The sequence below is a fragment of the Actinoplanes regularis genome (assembly GCF_900188005.1).
Taxonomy (GTDB): Bacteria; Actinomycetota; Actinomycetes; order Mycobacteriales; family Micromonosporaceae; genus Actinoplanes; species Actinoplanes regularis.
Map to the genome: position 1 here is coordinate 170,086 of NZ_FZNR01000010.1, position 13,514 is coordinate 183,599.

General features: G+C 70.8%; 13 protein-coding genes. 5 read left to right on the plus strand and 8 right to left on the minus strand.

The genetic code is table 11. From position 1 onward, the window contains the following. Window positions 1-128: 128 nt before the first annotated feature. On the minus strand, window positions 129-2,114 hold the full coding sequence (locus CHC09_RS25510; RefSeq protein WP_089295714.1) for a beta-1,3-glucanase family protein: 1,986 nt from the start codon (window positions 2,112-2,114) through the stop codon (window positions 129-131). A gap of 232 nt (window positions 2,115-2,346) precedes the next feature. Next, window positions 2,347-2,568 (minus strand): hypothetical protein, encoded by a 222-nt coding sequence (locus tag CHC09_RS25515; RefSeq protein WP_203833202.1) that lies wholly within the window; start codon window positions 2,566-2,568, stop codon window positions 2,347-2,349. A gap of 242 nt (window positions 2,569-2,810) precedes the next feature. On the opposite strand from CHC09_RS25515, the gene CHC09_RS25520 reads away from it, so the two are divergent. Then, on the plus strand, window positions 2,811-3,104 hold the full coding sequence (locus tag CHC09_RS25520; RefSeq protein ID WP_143232538.1) for a helix-turn-helix domain-containing protein: 294 nt from the start codon (window positions 2,811-2,813) through the stop codon (window positions 3,102-3,104). Between the two features lie 133 nt (window positions 3,105-3,237). On the opposite strand, the gene CHC09_RS25525 is transcribed toward CHC09_RS25520, so the two are convergent. After that, window positions 3,238-4,749: a serine/threonine-protein kinase gene (locus CHC09_RS25525; protein WP_179277280.1), complete on the minus strand. Its 1,512-nt coding sequence runs from the start codon at window positions 4,747-4,749 to the stop codon at window positions 3,238-3,240. A gap of 59 nt (window positions 4,750-4,808) precedes the next feature. Here CHC09_RS25525 and CHC09_RS25530 point away from each other — a divergent pair, with 59 nt between their 5' ends. Then, window positions 4,809-5,393: an RNA polymerase sigma factor gene (locus CHC09_RS25530; RefSeq protein WP_089295851.1), complete on the plus strand. Its 585-nt coding sequence runs from the start codon at window positions 4,809-4,811 to the stop codon at window positions 5,391-5,393. 130 nt (window positions 5,394-5,523) lie between these two features. Here CHC09_RS25530 and CHC09_RS25535 read toward each other — a convergent pair whose 3' ends face one another. Together CHC09_RS25535 and CHC09_RS25540 are read right to left on the minus strand one after the other, a co-directional pair. Next, on the minus strand, window positions 5,524-7,107 hold the full coding sequence (locus CHC09_RS25535; protein ID WP_239138501.1) for a xylulokinase: 1,584 nt from the start codon (window positions 7,105-7,107) through the stop codon (window positions 5,524-5,526). 128 nt (window positions 7,108-7,235) lie between these two features. Then, complete coding sequence (locus CHC09_RS25540; RefSeq protein ID WP_089295718.1) at window positions 7,236-7,997, minus strand: SDR family NAD(P)-dependent oxidoreductase; 762 nt, start codon at window positions 7,995-7,997, stop codon at window positions 7,236-7,238. A gap of 87 nt (window positions 7,998-8,084) precedes the next feature. Between CHC09_RS25540 and CHC09_RS25545 the strand changes: the two genes are divergently transcribed. Beyond that, the gene (locus tag CHC09_RS25545; protein WP_089295719.1) at window positions 8,085-8,933 is read left to right on the plus strand and encodes a helix-turn-helix transcriptional regulator; all 849 of its coding nucleotides are present in this window, start codon (window positions 8,085-8,087) and stop codon (window positions 8,931-8,933) included. A gap of 38 nt (window positions 8,934-8,971) precedes the next feature. On the opposite strand, the gene CHC09_RS25550 is transcribed toward CHC09_RS25545, so the two are convergent. Together CHC09_RS25550 and CHC09_RS25555 are read right to left on the minus strand one after the other, a co-directional pair. Next, window positions 8,972-10,345: a S28 family serine protease gene (locus CHC09_RS25550; RefSeq protein ID WP_089295720.1), complete on the minus strand. Its 1,374-nt coding sequence runs from the start codon at window positions 10,343-10,345 to the stop codon at window positions 8,972-8,974. 192 nt (window positions 10,346-10,537) lie between these two features. After that, window positions 10,538-10,954 carry a hypothetical protein gene (locus CHC09_RS25555; protein WP_239138499.1) on the minus strand — a complete coding sequence of 139 codons (417 nt, stop codon included), beginning with the start codon at window positions 10,952-10,954 and terminating at the stop codon, window positions 10,538-10,540. Window positions 10,955-11,147: 193 nt separating this feature from the next. On the opposite strand from CHC09_RS25555, the gene CHC09_RS25560 reads away from it, so the two are divergent. After that, window positions 11,148-11,777 carry an HAD family hydrolase gene (locus tag CHC09_RS25560; RefSeq protein ID WP_089295853.1) on the plus strand — a complete coding sequence of 210 codons (630 nt, stop codon included), beginning with the start codon at window positions 11,148-11,150 and terminating at the stop codon, window positions 11,775-11,777. On the opposite strand, the gene CHC09_RS25565 is transcribed toward CHC09_RS25560, so the two are convergent. Beyond that, complete coding sequence (locus tag CHC09_RS25565) at window positions 11,770-12,252, minus strand: NADPH-dependent FMN reductase (RefSeq protein WP_089295721.1); 483 nt, start codon at window positions 12,250-12,252, stop codon at window positions 11,770-11,772. The two genes, CHC09_RS25560 and CHC09_RS25565, sit on opposite strands and share 8 nt — an antisense overlap. A gap of 232 nt (window positions 12,253-12,484) precedes the next feature. Between CHC09_RS25565 and CHC09_RS25570 the strand changes: the two genes are divergently transcribed. Then, a complete protein-coding gene (locus CHC09_RS25570; RefSeq protein WP_089295722.1) occupies window positions 12,485-13,417 on the plus strand; it encodes a LysR family transcriptional regulator in 933 nt (310 codons plus the stop codon). The last annotated feature ends 97 nt before the right edge of the window (window positions 13,418-13,514 follow it).

A 13,514-nucleotide genomic window follows, 5' to 3' on the forward strand; every position in this document is an offset into this window, starting at 1 on the left:
CGGCTGCCCGCGGTGCAGGGGAATGGGCAGGAGATCCAGCCGGGCCGGAACCGAACTGGTTCCGGTGGTGGAACAGAACCGGGACCCGGAGGCGGTGGCTCCGGGTCCCGGGCCCGGGTCGTCGCCGGTCAGGCCTTGGCGAACTTCTGGGCGGCGGAGCCGTTGCAGTCCCAGATCTGCAGGCGGGTGCCGTTGGCGGTGTTGCCGGAGGGCGCGTCGACGCAGCGGCCGGACTGCGGGTTGCTGATGCTGCCGTTGCTGTTGACGACCCAGGTCTGCGCCGCGTTGCCGGTGCAGTTGTGCAGCTGGAGCTGGGCGCCGTTGGCGGTGCCGCCGCCGGCGATGTCCAGGCACATGCCGAGGGTGGTCAGCGACTGACCGGTCCAGGCCCAGTGCTGGTCGCGGGCGGTCAGCTGGCAGTCCCAGAGCTGCACGGCCGCGCCGTCGCCACCGGCGTCGTCGCCCGCGACGTCGACGCACTTGCCGCCGGGGGCGGTGAGGTTGGTCGCGCCGTTGTTGTAGGCGAACTTCTGGGCGCCGGAGGTGTTGCAGTCCCAGATCTGCAGGCGGGTGCCGTTGGCGGTGGCGCCGGACGGCGAGTCGACACACTTGCCGGACTGCGGGTTGCGGATCGTGCCGTCGGCCTGGGTGACCCACTGCTGGCCGCCGACGCCGTTGCAGTCCCAGAGCTCGAGTTTGGCGCCGGAGGTGGTGCTGTTGCCCTCGATGTCGAGGCAGCGGCCCAGGGTCTGCAGGGTGCCGTTCTTGAGCGTCCAGTGCTGGTCCTTGGCGGCCGCCTGGCAGTCCCAGAGCTGGACCGCGGCGCCGTTGCCGCCGGAGTCGTCACCGGCGACGTCGACGCACTTGCCGCCGGGGCCAGCCACCGTGTATCCGGTGGTCGAGCCGCCACCGCCGCCGGTACCGCCGACGAACGGGGAGAGGATGACGCCCGCGGAGGTGGGGTTGTTCGAGTAGACCAGGGACTCCTGGTTCTGCACGTCGTCGAAGGCGAAGGCGTACGCCTTGCCGTCGGCCATGTTCGCGTGGATGATCCGCGCGTACTGGTTGGTGGGGTTGCTCTTGTAGAAGTCGGCCGCCGTGCCACCGGGCTGGGTGTCCAGGGTGCCGAGGGTGCCGCGGTTCAGCGCCGCGCACAGGGTGCGGGCGATCGGGCCGACCACCAGGTCGTTCGGGGCGGCGAGGTTGCCGTCACAGCCCCAGACGTTGGCGCTCGACGGCTTGTTGAACGAGGCGACCTGCGCACCGGAGCTGTTGGTGAAGACCATGGTGCTGCCGGACGTACGGCCGAAGTACTTGGTGTTGGGCTGGTCGCCGAAGGGCACGACGGTGAGCGTCTTGCCGGTGTAGGCGTTCCAGGCCGAGTTGATGTAGGAGTCGAGGTAGGTGCTGCTGAGCAGGCCCGCGTCGGCGGACTTGCCCGGCGAGAGCACCCGCAGCACGGTCCCGTCGGAGCGGGTGACCACGGTGTTCGCCCAGCCGGACTGTGCCCTGATCTGGTCGATGACGTTCTGCCGGCCGTTGGCGACCACGGCGCCGGTGCTCTTGGTGCCGTCGCTGCCGGAGACGGTCACCACGTGCGGGAGGGCGAACATGTCCACCTGCGAGCTGTTGAGCCACAGCCCGGAGTCGTTGTAGGTGAACTCGCTCCAGTCGAACAGGATGTCGTGGTTGGGGTCGCCGGAGGCCCACGGCGCGGGCTGGACCAGGCCGTCCGGGGTGAGGAAGAACTTCAGCTTCTGGCCGAGCGACATGTACAGCCGGCCGGAGAAGTTGCGCGGCAGCTGGACGGTGGTGCTGCCACCGTTGCCCGGGCCACCGATGGCGACGTCCGGCGCGGCGGACGGGGGCAGCGAGCCGGCCGGCCAGGCGTTGAAGGTGCCGCCGGCGGTGACGTAGCCCAGCCTGCCGGTGGTGAGGTTGACCCCGATGACGTAGAGGTAGGCCGCGTCGCCGCGCCCGGTGCTGTTGGTGACCGTGAACGGCAGCAGGTTGGGTCCGACGGCCTGGGCGGCCGACGCGGCGACGGTCGCGCCGATCGGTATCGCCGTTACGAGCGCGGCGAGCGCGCTCAGCAGCTTGTTACGTGTCGACATAGGGGCTCCTGGGAAAAGGGGAAGCCCTCGATCCGCCGTGGCCGGCCAATGGACGATAGGCCCATCGACGTGGGGAAACCGTTCGGCGTACAGCGGGGAGAGCGCTCTCAGATGATGTCCAAAAGCGAACGTTCCTGTCAATGCTTTGTTAACACTGATAACAGTTGGACACTCCGATGAGGACGGCGAAGGGGGCGGCGCACCGGTGCGCCGCCCCCTTCGCCGTCCGAACTCAGTCGCGGTGCTCGAGCCCGCGCGGCGCGACAGCCGTGGCAAGCCTGGCCAGGGCGAGCGCGCCGATCAGCAGGCCGACGTCACGCAGCGCAACGTCATAAAAGTTACCGAGCAGCAACAGGTTGACGATGATGCCGCCGAGCCACGCCGCGACGAGGTAGCCGCCGAATCGGGGCAGGAGCGCGACGACCACACCGGCGAGGATCTCGACGACCCCCACGGCGAGCATCGCCTGGTGCGCGGTCCCGGGCAGCCAAGTTCTACCGGCGCGCCGGCCGGGACATCGCGGTCACCCTCCCCGAACGCCGCTACGACCTGGCCGGGGAGATCCTGGCCGAGGCGATCGGCATCGCCGGGCGTGACCGGATTCCGGTCGAGGCGGCGATCCGCACCGCGGCCCGGGCGACCGGCCGTGGCCTCGGTGAGGATCAGGATTCGGGCCACACCACGGCGGACCAGGTGGTGATCACCACGCTGGAGGCCAACGGCTACGAGCCGCGCACCACAGAGGACGGCATCACGCTGGCGAACTGCCCGTTCCACCGGCTCGCGCGGCAACACACCGAGCTGGTCTGCGGGATGAATCTCGACCTCATCGACGGGCTGCTCGACGCGGTGGGTGCCACCGGGCTGTCCGCCCGGCTGGACCCCGGCCCCGACCGCTGCTGCGTCAGCATCTCGCCTGCCGACAGGAAGCCGGCCGATGAAAAGCCGACCGAGAAGAAGCCCGCCGCGGGAAAGTCCGCAGCGGACTGACCTCCGGGCCCGGGCGAGGTCAGCAGGCGGCCACGGCCGCCGGCGGACGACCGGCGGAGCGGCAGCCCATCCACGTCTCCCGCCAGCCGCTGTCGTCGACCACCCAGATGTCGGTGCCGCTGTTGTTCCCGGGTCACCCGTTCGGGGGTTCGGCGTGCAGGGTGACGCTGTTCAGGGCCGCGTCCCAGGTCCCGCCGTCGTAGGGCGCGACGACCTTGATCTCCAGCGCGACCACGTACCGGTGGTGCGCCGGCCAGCCGTATGCGTACCGCCACCACACCCCGCCCGGGCACGTCCAGCGGCCCTGCACCCCGGTGAGGCCGAGGCGGTCCAGGCGGAAATCCTCGCTGCCGGCCGCCGTGCAACCGGTCGGACCGAAGTACTGCCGCATGTACTCCGGGGAGAACCTGCCCTCCTTGACGACCTTCGCGGAGGCGCCGACGAAGATCCCGGGTACGGCCGCGTCGGTGAACCAGTCGGAGACGTTCGGTGAGGCGTTCATCCCCGGGCCGACGTTGATCTTGCCGTAGAACGGACTCTGCCCCGGGTGCCAGCCGTTGCCCCAGTGCTGGCTCCAGGCGGCGGGCACCGACACCGAGATGGTCCGGGTGTCGTCGAAGACCTGCTCGTACGGGACCGGCGGCGCGCTGGCCGCCACCGCCGGTGCCGCCTGCGGCCGGTCCTGGCGCAGCACCGCCAGCAGGCCGACGGTCAGCGCGACGATCAGGACCCCGCCGAGCACCGGCGCCGCGAACCGCCGGGTGCGGGCCGGGCCGGACGACCGGTCGGCGGCCACGGCGCTGTCCAGGTTGGTCAGCCACTCGGCCGCGGACGCCGGGCGGGCGGCCGGCGCCGGGTCGAGCCCGGACAGGATGCTGCGGCGCACTGCCGGACCGACGGCGCCGCGCAGCGACTGCTCGTCGAGCACTCCGGCCGACGGCGGCCGGCCGACCAGCATCCGGGCCAGCAGGGCGCTGCACGCGTACACGTCGGCGCGCTGGTCGACCGCGGCGGTCGCGTCGGACTGCTCCGGTGCCATGTAGCCCGGTGTACCCACCGGCAGGCTCAGCCCGCTGGCGCGGATGCTCAGGTCCTTGGCCAGTCCGAAGTCGCCGAGCACCAGCCGCTCGTCCGGCTCGACCAGCGGTGCCGCGTCGCCGTGGGCCGCCTCCCGGCCGTGGCCCGGGTCCGGGTCCGGGTCCGAGAAGATCAGCAGGTTGCCGGGCTTCACGTCCCGGTGCACCACGCCGGCCTCGTGCACCCGGCGCAACGCGAGCGCGACGTCCCGGGCCACCGCGAAGGCGGCGGCCGGCTCGACCTCGCGCCCCGCGCCGGCCAGGTCGGCGAGACGGTCCTCCAGGGTGCCGCGGTCCGCGTACGGCATCACGAAGTACGGCCCCCGGTCCGGGGTCTCCCCGATGTCGTGCACGTTGACCAGGCGCGGCCCGCCGATCCGGCGCAGCAGCCGGGCCTCGTTCAGGAAGCGTTCCCGGATGTCCTGGTCGAGCGCCCACCGGTTCGCCAGCACCTTGATCGCGACCGGCGACTCGAGCTGCTCGTCGACGGCGAGATACACGTCGGCGAACGCGCCGCTGCCGAGCTTGCGCATGATCCGGTAACGACCGATGAATTCGATCTCCGCCACTGGCCGGTCCACCATTCCCCCGTCGGCTTTTCGAGTCCCGCCGGTTATACCATTTCGGAATGTCGCCACCATTCGAGCGATCACCCGATCGGACTCCGGAATCGCACGAAGATCTTCAAGAACTGGCGCTGCGGGCCGCCACCGGTTCCCGCCGCGATCTGCAGGAACTGCTGCACCAGATCCACGTCCGGCGGCTCGCGCACGGCGGTGCGCGGCGGATCCTGGCCGACGCCACGGACGTCGACGACGCCGCTCAGGAGACGCTGATCGCGGTGGCCCGCGGTATCGGCACCTTCGAAGGACGTTCACGTTTTACCAGCTGGTTGCATCGGATCGCGGTCAACGCGGCGCTCGAGGTGGTGCGGCGCAGGAACCGTGCCGGGGCACCCACCGACGAGCCGCCGGAGCCCGATCCGGCCGGCGGGACGCTGCGCAGGATGAGCTCGATGGCGGCCACCCGGATCGACGTGGAGAACGCGTTGGGGCGATTGCCCGAACAATATCGGGAGGCTTTGCTGCTGCGGGAGTTCGAGCAGAGATCGTACGAAGAAATTGCTGATCTTCTGCAGCTCCCGGTGGGGACCGTGCGGTCGCGGATATCCCGGGCCCGACGCCTTGTCGGCATCTATCTGAACATCAGTTGATCGGCTGTCCGGGCGCCTTCGGGAGGTATTCGACGGCCGGCGCCCCCCGACAGGCGATGATCGACACGGCCACTCCATGCGGCCGGTCGTCCACGGCGGCACCGGGTCGTCGCCCGGTGCCGCTTCCTGCTCAGCTGTTCTCCACGGCCGCCTGCTCCACCGGCAGCGCGGCCACGTACCGCCGCATGAACGCGTCGAAGCCCGCCACGTCGGCCGGGTCCGGGGCCGCGGTGTCCAGGCTCGCACCGGCGAACACCTCGCGGGTCAGGAACTCGTCCAGGCTCTGCCCGGACTTGCCACGGGCCAGATAGGCGGCCAGGATCGCGATACCCCACGCGCCGCCCTCGGCGGCGAGATCGCCGACCGAGACGGGCGTGTTGATCGCCGCGGCGAGCAGGTTCTGCGCCACCCCCTCGGTCTTGAACAGGCCGCCGTGCGCGAACATCCGCTCCAGCTTGACCGACTCGGCCTTCTGCAGCACGTCCATGCCGATCCGCAGCGTGGCCAGCGCGGCGTACAGCTGGGTCCGCATGAAGGTGGCCAGGTTCAGCGAGCTGCCCGGTTCGCGCAGGAACAGCGGCCGGCCCTCGTGCAGTTTCGTGATCGGCTCGCCGGACAGGTAGTTGAACGCCATCAGCCCGCCGCCGTCCGGGGCGCCGTTCAGCGCGGCCCGGAACAGCGTCTCGAAGATGGTCGAGCTGTCCCGCTCGACGCCGAGCGCCGCGGCGAACTCGGCGAAGAGCCCGGCCCACGAGTTCAGCTCGCTGGCGCCGTTGTTGCAGTGGACCATCGCCACCAGGTCCCCGGCGGGCGTCGTGACCAGGTCGACCTCGGGGTGCATCCGGCTCAGCGGGCCGTCGAGCACGATCATCGCGAAGATGCTGGTGCCGGCGCTGACGTTGCCGGTGCGGCGGGCCACCGAGTTGGTGGCCACCATGCCGGTGCCGGCGTCACCCTCGGGCGGGCAGAGCGCGACACCCGGCCGCAGGGCGCCACTGGGGTCGAGCAGCTTCGCCCCGGCCTCGGTGAGCGAGCCGGCGGCCTCGCCCGCGGGCAGCACGGCGGGCAGCAGTTCGACCAGCGGCAGCGGCAGACCACGCCCGGCGACCAGGTCGTCGAACTTGGCGAGCATGCCGGTGTCGTAACCGCCGGTGGCGACGTCGATCGGGAACATGCCGCTGGCGTCGCCGACGCCGAGCACCTGCCGGCCGGTCAGCTTCCAGTGCACGTACCCGGCGAGGGTCGTCAGGTGGGCGAGCCGGCCGAGGTGCTCCTCGCCGTTCAGCACCGCCTGGTACAGGTGGGCGATGCTCCAGCGGTGCGGGATGTTGTAGCCGAACAGCTCGCTCAGCTGCTCGGAGGCGGCGCCGGTGTTGGTGTTGCGCCAGGTACGGAACGGGGTCAGCAGCTCACCGTCGGCGTCGAAGGCCAGGTAGCCGTGCATCATCGCGGAGACGCCGAGCGCGCCGGTGGTCCGCAGCTCGGTCCCGTACCGCTCGCGCACGTCCTCGGCCAGCGCGGCGTAGCAGGCCCGCAGCCCGGACCAGACCGCCTCCAGGGAGTACGTCCAGGTGCGGTCGACGAACTGGTTCTCCCAGTCGTGGCTGCCGACCGCGATCGCCGCGTGGTCCGGGCCGGTCAGCACCGCCTTGATCCGGGTCGACCCCAGCTCGATCCCGAGCGCGGTGCGCCCCTGCTCGATCGCCTCGCGCACGCCAGCATGTGAGCGTTCACCCGTATCCGTCATGGTCATGTTTCTACCTCAGGCACGCAGATGGATGTACCTCTGGTGCGGCCGAAACTCCCGAAAAGTTGTCGTTCACAATCGGCGGCCGCCGAGGATCAGACCCGGGCGCCACCGTCGACCCGCAGCACGGCGCCGGTCACGAACGAGGCGCGGTCGCTGAGCAGCCACGCCGCGGCCTGTGCGATCTCGTCCGGGTCGGCCTGCCGGCCCAGCGGGGTCGCCGCGACCAGGCGTGCGGTCAGGCCCGGCGAGCTCGACTCCCAGGTCTCGATCATTTCGGTACGGGTGTTGCCCGGGGCGATCGCGTTGACCCGGATGGCCTCGGGCCCGAACGTGACGGCGGCGGACTCGGTGAGGCTGTTGACCGCCCGCTTCATCGCCCCGTAGGCCGGCAGTGCCGGGTTGCCCGTCAGGCTGCCGACGCTGGAGTTGTTCACGATCGCCCCGGTGCCCGCGGTGGCGCGGATCGCCGCCACCTGCGCGACCATGGCCAGCCAGACCCCGCGCAGGTTCACCGCGTACAGCCGGTCGAAGTCGTCCTCGCCGATCCGGTCGATCGGGTCGGGCGGTGTGATGGTCGCGCCGTTGTTGAAGGCCACGTCGAGCCGGCCGTGCAGGTCGACGGTCCGGGCGACGGCCGCGCGGATCGCCGCCGGGTCCGCGAGATCGCAGACGACGTACGCGGCGGTGCCGCCCGCCTCGCGGATCTCCCCGGTCACCGCGGCGAGTTGAGCCTCCGTGCGGGCGGCGAGCACGACCCGTGCGCCTTCCCGGGCGAACAGCCGGGCCGCGGCGGCGCCGATGCCACGGCCGGCGCCGCTGACGAACGCGACCTTGTCAGTGAGCAGATCGGTCATGCGGCCAAGCCTGGATGGCCGCCGGACGGCCGGCCAGGCCTCGACGGTACCTGGCTACGCCCGGCGACGGCCGCGCAGAATGGGCGGGTGGATCGAGGAGAGCTGGCCGCCTTCCTGCGCAGCCGGCGCGAGCGGATCAGCCCGGCCGACGTCGGCCTGCCGGCCGGTCGGCGCCGGCGCACGCCCGGGCTGCGCCGCGAGGAGGCGGCCCGGCTGGCGTTCATCTCCACCGAGTACTACACGCGCCTGGAACAGGCCCGCGGGCCACGACCGTCGCGTGAGGTGCTCGCCGGCCTGGCCCGCGCCCTGCGGCTCACCGACGCGGAGCGCGCCCACCTGCACCACCTCGCCGGCGAGTCGCCGCTGCCGGCCGCGGGGCCGTCGCGCGAGGTGCGGCAGAGCATCCTCGACCTGCTGTCCCGCCTGCCCCAGGCGGCCGCGACGGTCATCGCGGCGGACTTCGAGGTGATCGCCTGGAACGAGTTGGCCGCCGCCTTGATGGAGGACTTCTCCGCGCTCGACCGGCGCGACCGCAACCTGGTCCGGCGCGTCTTCCTCGGCCCGCACCGGGACGGGCGGCGTCTCTACGGTGTCTCCGACGCCGATCGGTTCGCCCGCGGCGCGGCCCGCCGGCTCAGAGCGGCGGCCGCCCGCTATCCCGGCGACCCGGACCTGACCGGGCTGGTCCAGGACCTGCTGACCGGCAGCGCGCAGTTCCGGGAGCTGTGGGCCTCCCACGATGTCGCCGAGGAGTCCACCCCGAGCAAGACCTTCCAGCACCCGATGGCCGGTCCGGTGACCGTCAACTGTGACGTCCTGGAGATGACCGATCGGGATCAGCGGCTCGTGATCTACACCGCGGTGCCCGGCTCCCCCTCCGAGCAGGCGCTGCGCCTGCTGTCGGTGATCGGCACCCAGCGCCTCGGCGTCACCTGACGGCCCGCCGGTGCCGGCGGGCCGTCAGGCTCGGTCGATCAGGGACGCCGGCGGGGGCCGATCATGTCGTCGAGGGGAAGATCCGACGACGGTACGGACCTGAGCGCCGCCGGCACGCCGGCCCAGCGCCGAAGCATCGCCGTGGCCTCGGCCGCGTCCGCCGCGGTCAGCTTGGCGATGTTCGCACCGTGGTTGGCGCCCGGCGCGACGTACAGGGCGGAGTCGTGCCTGCTGGGAGTGAAGCGCTCGGCGCTCCACGGATCATTCTGTCCGTAGATGAAGAGCATCCGCTCCGAGGCGGTACGGACCCAGAGGTCGACGTCGAGCATCGGCACCGGGTTGTACGCGCGGCGCAGCTCCGCCGGCAGCGACGAGTTGGCGGTGTACAGGCCGGGGTAGGCGCGCAGCCCGCGCAGGTGCTCGAAGCGCAGGCTCGGCCAGCCCAGCTGACCGGCCGCCTGGTAGTAGTACGGCCAGTAGGGTTCGAGGCCCTGGTCGGTGTAGAAGCTCCACCCGGCGACGCCGTCGATCCAGTCGTACAGTTCGTCGTCGGTCGCGGTGCTCGCCGGCACCGTCGCGCAGTCGGCGGCGGAGCTGTACTGCCAGAACGCCCACACCGTGTCCAGGACGGTCATCTCGAACGAGCGGTCGGCCGTGCCGATGCTGGTGCTGAACGTCCATCCGTTCGCGGCCGCGTCCGCTTGCAGCCGGGCGACGAACCGGTCGCGGCGGAGCAACGCCTCGCGCTGGACGTCGGCGAGGGCGGCGCGGCAGGACTCCGTGCCGACGGTGTCGAAGAACCCGTCGTACGCCTTGTCGGCCGCGTTGATCACATCGTCCGGTGCCACGTAGGCGACCACGCCGTCGACGTCCCCGGGGTAGAACCGCCGGTGGTAGACGGAGGTCATGCCCCCCTTGCTCCCACCGGTCTGGATCCAGCGTCCGGAGTAGACGCCCTTGAGCGCGGTGACGATGCGGTGCTCGTCGCTCGCCTCCTGCCAGATGTTCAGATCCGACCAGTCGGCCGGGGCGGGGCGGGACGGGGTGAAGAAGCGGTGCTCGACCGACACCTGGTTGGCGCCGAGCAGCCGGGTCGGCTCCGTCTCGGTCGGGCGGGGGCTGGCGGCCAGGCCGTACCCGTTGGTGTACAGGACCGTCGGGGAGCCGGCCGATCGGTGCAGCAGGGTCAGGCGCTGCTCGTAGCTGCCCTGTCCGGGGTGGCGGTGGTCGGCCGGCTGGCGGTAGGTCAGCACGAAGAACCGGTAGCCGGTGCCCTGGGTCTCGGAGACGACGGAGAGTCCGGGGACGGCCTTGAGCTGGTCCAGCAGAGGGTCGTCGGCGGCGCGCGCGGCGGTGGCCGGCGACAGAACCATCAGGAGGGAGGCGAGGATAGCCCCAATTCGATATCTCACCGCGCCACAATATCGACGCGCGGCTATCGCATGGGGGCGGCGTCCATCGATGCGATGTGGACGGCCGCGCCCCCGGTTCCCGGCTTACGGGGTGCCGCGCCGCATCGGGCGCGCGATCAGGGCCGATCCCCGCCAGATCCCTCGGACGGTGACCGAGGATCCCCCTTCGCCGCCTGACCCTATTCGCCGCGATCAGAGCTCATCCAGGAGCAGAACGCCGTCCGGCGAGTAAAAGTAGTCGCGTACCTGCCGGGCCCAGTCTTCGATCTCCGGGTCTTCCGTTTGCGACAACCAATCGGAAAGATGCGCGCACTCGTCGGTGTGCCCGTTCTCCGAGAGCCACCGCAACGTTTCCCGCCGGCCCGCTCCGAAGATGGCCTGGGCGTCGAAGCCGATGCCGAGATCCATGTCGCCTGTGCGAAATTTCGCGCCGTACAGACGGTACGAGTCCGCGGGATCACCGATCAGGAACAGCAGGAAGGCGGTCAGGTAGATCTGCTCGAACTCGTCGCTCGCGCCGTTGTCCGGGCCCTCACGCCAGGTCCTTTCGAGGTCGAAGATCTCCCGCAGCATCGCGTGGTGCGGACGAGGGTCGTCGACGTCGACCATCCGCAGCGCTTCCCTGCGCGCAGCCGGATCCGACAGGTTCACAGAGTTGGGCACGCCTGCACGGTAGTCGAGGCTGCCGTTGGGCAGTTCTCGTGGTGTGCCCGCCTGGCCGGACTTGTGCCTGCCAGCACGATCACCGCGGCGGAGCGCCGACGCATGCCGGAAGCCATGATCTACTACACCCGTGCCGTTGATGTTGGTGGATCTCGACAACACTTTGATCGACCGGGACTCGGCCTTCCGGTCCGCTGTCGCCTCGTTCCTGGCTGAGCACGGCTTACCTGGGACCGATCTCGGCTGGATCATGAGTCTCGACGCCGGCGGCTACACCGCACGTGACGTGGTCGCAGCGGCCATGGTGGACAGGTACGGCAGCACCGCGCCCGGGTCCACGATCCACGCCCTGCTCGACAACGGGGCAGCCGACCGCTTGGTGCTGGCGAGGGAGACCGAGGACGCGCTGATCGCCGCGCGCGCACGTGGCTGGACCCGCGTCATCGTCACCAATGGCCGCACCGCGCAGCAAGAGGCGAAGATTCGCAACACCGGACTTGACCGGCTCGTCGACGGCTGGGTCGTCTCGGAAGCGGTCGGCCACCGGAAACCCGGCCCGGAGATCTTCCACGCGGCCGCCGGGATCGGCCGGACCTCGCTGCGGGAGGCATGGGTGATCGGCGACTCCGCCGAGGCCGACATCGCGGGAGCGGTGGCGCTGGGCCTCAACAGCGTGTGGGTTTCGAACGGCCGGACCTGGAGTCAGGACGCCTACGAACCCACTGAGATCACCGGCGACGTCGCCACCGCCATACGCCGGATCATCTGATGATCGCGGACGCGTAGAGGTCGGCGACGGCGACCGGTTCGGCAAGCTCCGGGCCGACCGCGGTCAGGCCGAAGTCGACGACGTCGGCCCCCAGTTCGCTCAGCAGCCGGGCCAGGAACGCCTCGGCCGTGTCGGCCTGCGGCTGGACGTCGGCCGTGACGACCGGAACGGCCAGCACCCCGGCGAGCGCGTTGGCCGGCAGTTGGTCGAGCAGGACCTTGAGGGCGCCGGAGAAGGTGCCTCGCCAGGCAGGGGTCGCCACGATCAGCAACGTGGCGTCCTGCACGGTCAGCAACGCCTCGCCGGTGGCGCGGTCGCCGGTCACGAGCAGCCCCGGGCCGAGTTCGGCGACGTCGACCATATCGAACGTGCTGTCGCCACGGCTCGCCGCGATCCGCTCCCCCACCGCGGTGGCCAGCTGCAATGTGGACGATCCGGGGCTCGGATGGCCTGAGATCACGACAACCTCCGACATGCGGCCCTCCCTCGCGCGGCAACTACTTCAGGTCATCATCCAACCCCCAAAATCAGCTGCGCTATCCGTCGAAAGTTCAACTACGCTCTGCGACCGATCGATGATCACATCCTCCCTCGCGAGTGATCTATAACCTACCATTTACATAGGTTAACTAGGTTATCCCGCCCCGCTGTGCCATATTGGACTTCGTGACAGCAACCAGCCTCACCAGCGACAACGGCGGTGCGTGATGATCGACTTGCGGCGCATGATGCTCCTCACCGACCTCGCCGACCTCGGCACCGTGACAGCCGTCGCGGAACGACGGTGCATCACCAGCTCCGCGGTGTCGCAGCAACTACGGGTCCTGGAGAAGGAGACCGGAGCGATCCTGTTCCGCCGTGACGGCCGGACGCTCAGCCTGACGCGCAGCGGCCACGTGCTGGTCGAGCACGTGCGCCGGGTGCTGGGCGCCGTCGACGAGGCGATCAGCGCGGTCGCCGCCACCCGTGGGACGGTCTCCGGCCAGATCGCCGTCGCGTCGTTCAACATGGGCATCTCGATGCTGGCCGCGCCGATGATGCGGCGCCTGCGCCTGGCGGAACCCGACCTGCATCTCCAGATCCAGCAGGCGCCGAGCCAGGCCGCCGCACGACTGCTGCGCCAGGGCGAGGTCGACATCGCCATCACCTGCCGGTACGACTTCGACGCCGACGAATCGTGGAACGGGCTCACCGCCGAGCACCTGCTCCACGAGCCGCTCGTCCTGATGGCACCGTCCCACCTGCACCTGCGTGTACGCGGCCGCGGCCTGAGCGCGCTCGCCGGCGAGCCGTGGGTGACCGGCCAGCGCGACTCCGGCCTCGACCACGCGGTCCTGCGCGCGGGCCGGTCGGCCGGTTTCACCCCACAGGTCAAGCACCGGGTGATCGGCGCGCCGAACGTCTGCGATCTGGCGGCCACCGAGGCGGCCGCCGCCCTCGTCCCCCAGCGGTCCGTCCCGGCGCACCTGGCGGAGTTGATCATCGACGGGCTGGATCTGGGTGGACGGACGATCAGCGCGGTGGTCCGGGAAGGACGCCAGCGCGACCCCAACATCGCCTCGATCCTGCGGACTCTGCACCTGATCGCGGAGGAGAACACCCCGGTGGTCCGCGGGAACCGCCTGAAGATCGCCTCCTGAGATCGCACCCACCGGTGACGGACGCGGCGCGTCCGTCCGGCGAACCCTGCCCACAACCCGGCGAGAGGACCCGAACCGTGAACACCTTCCTGTGGAC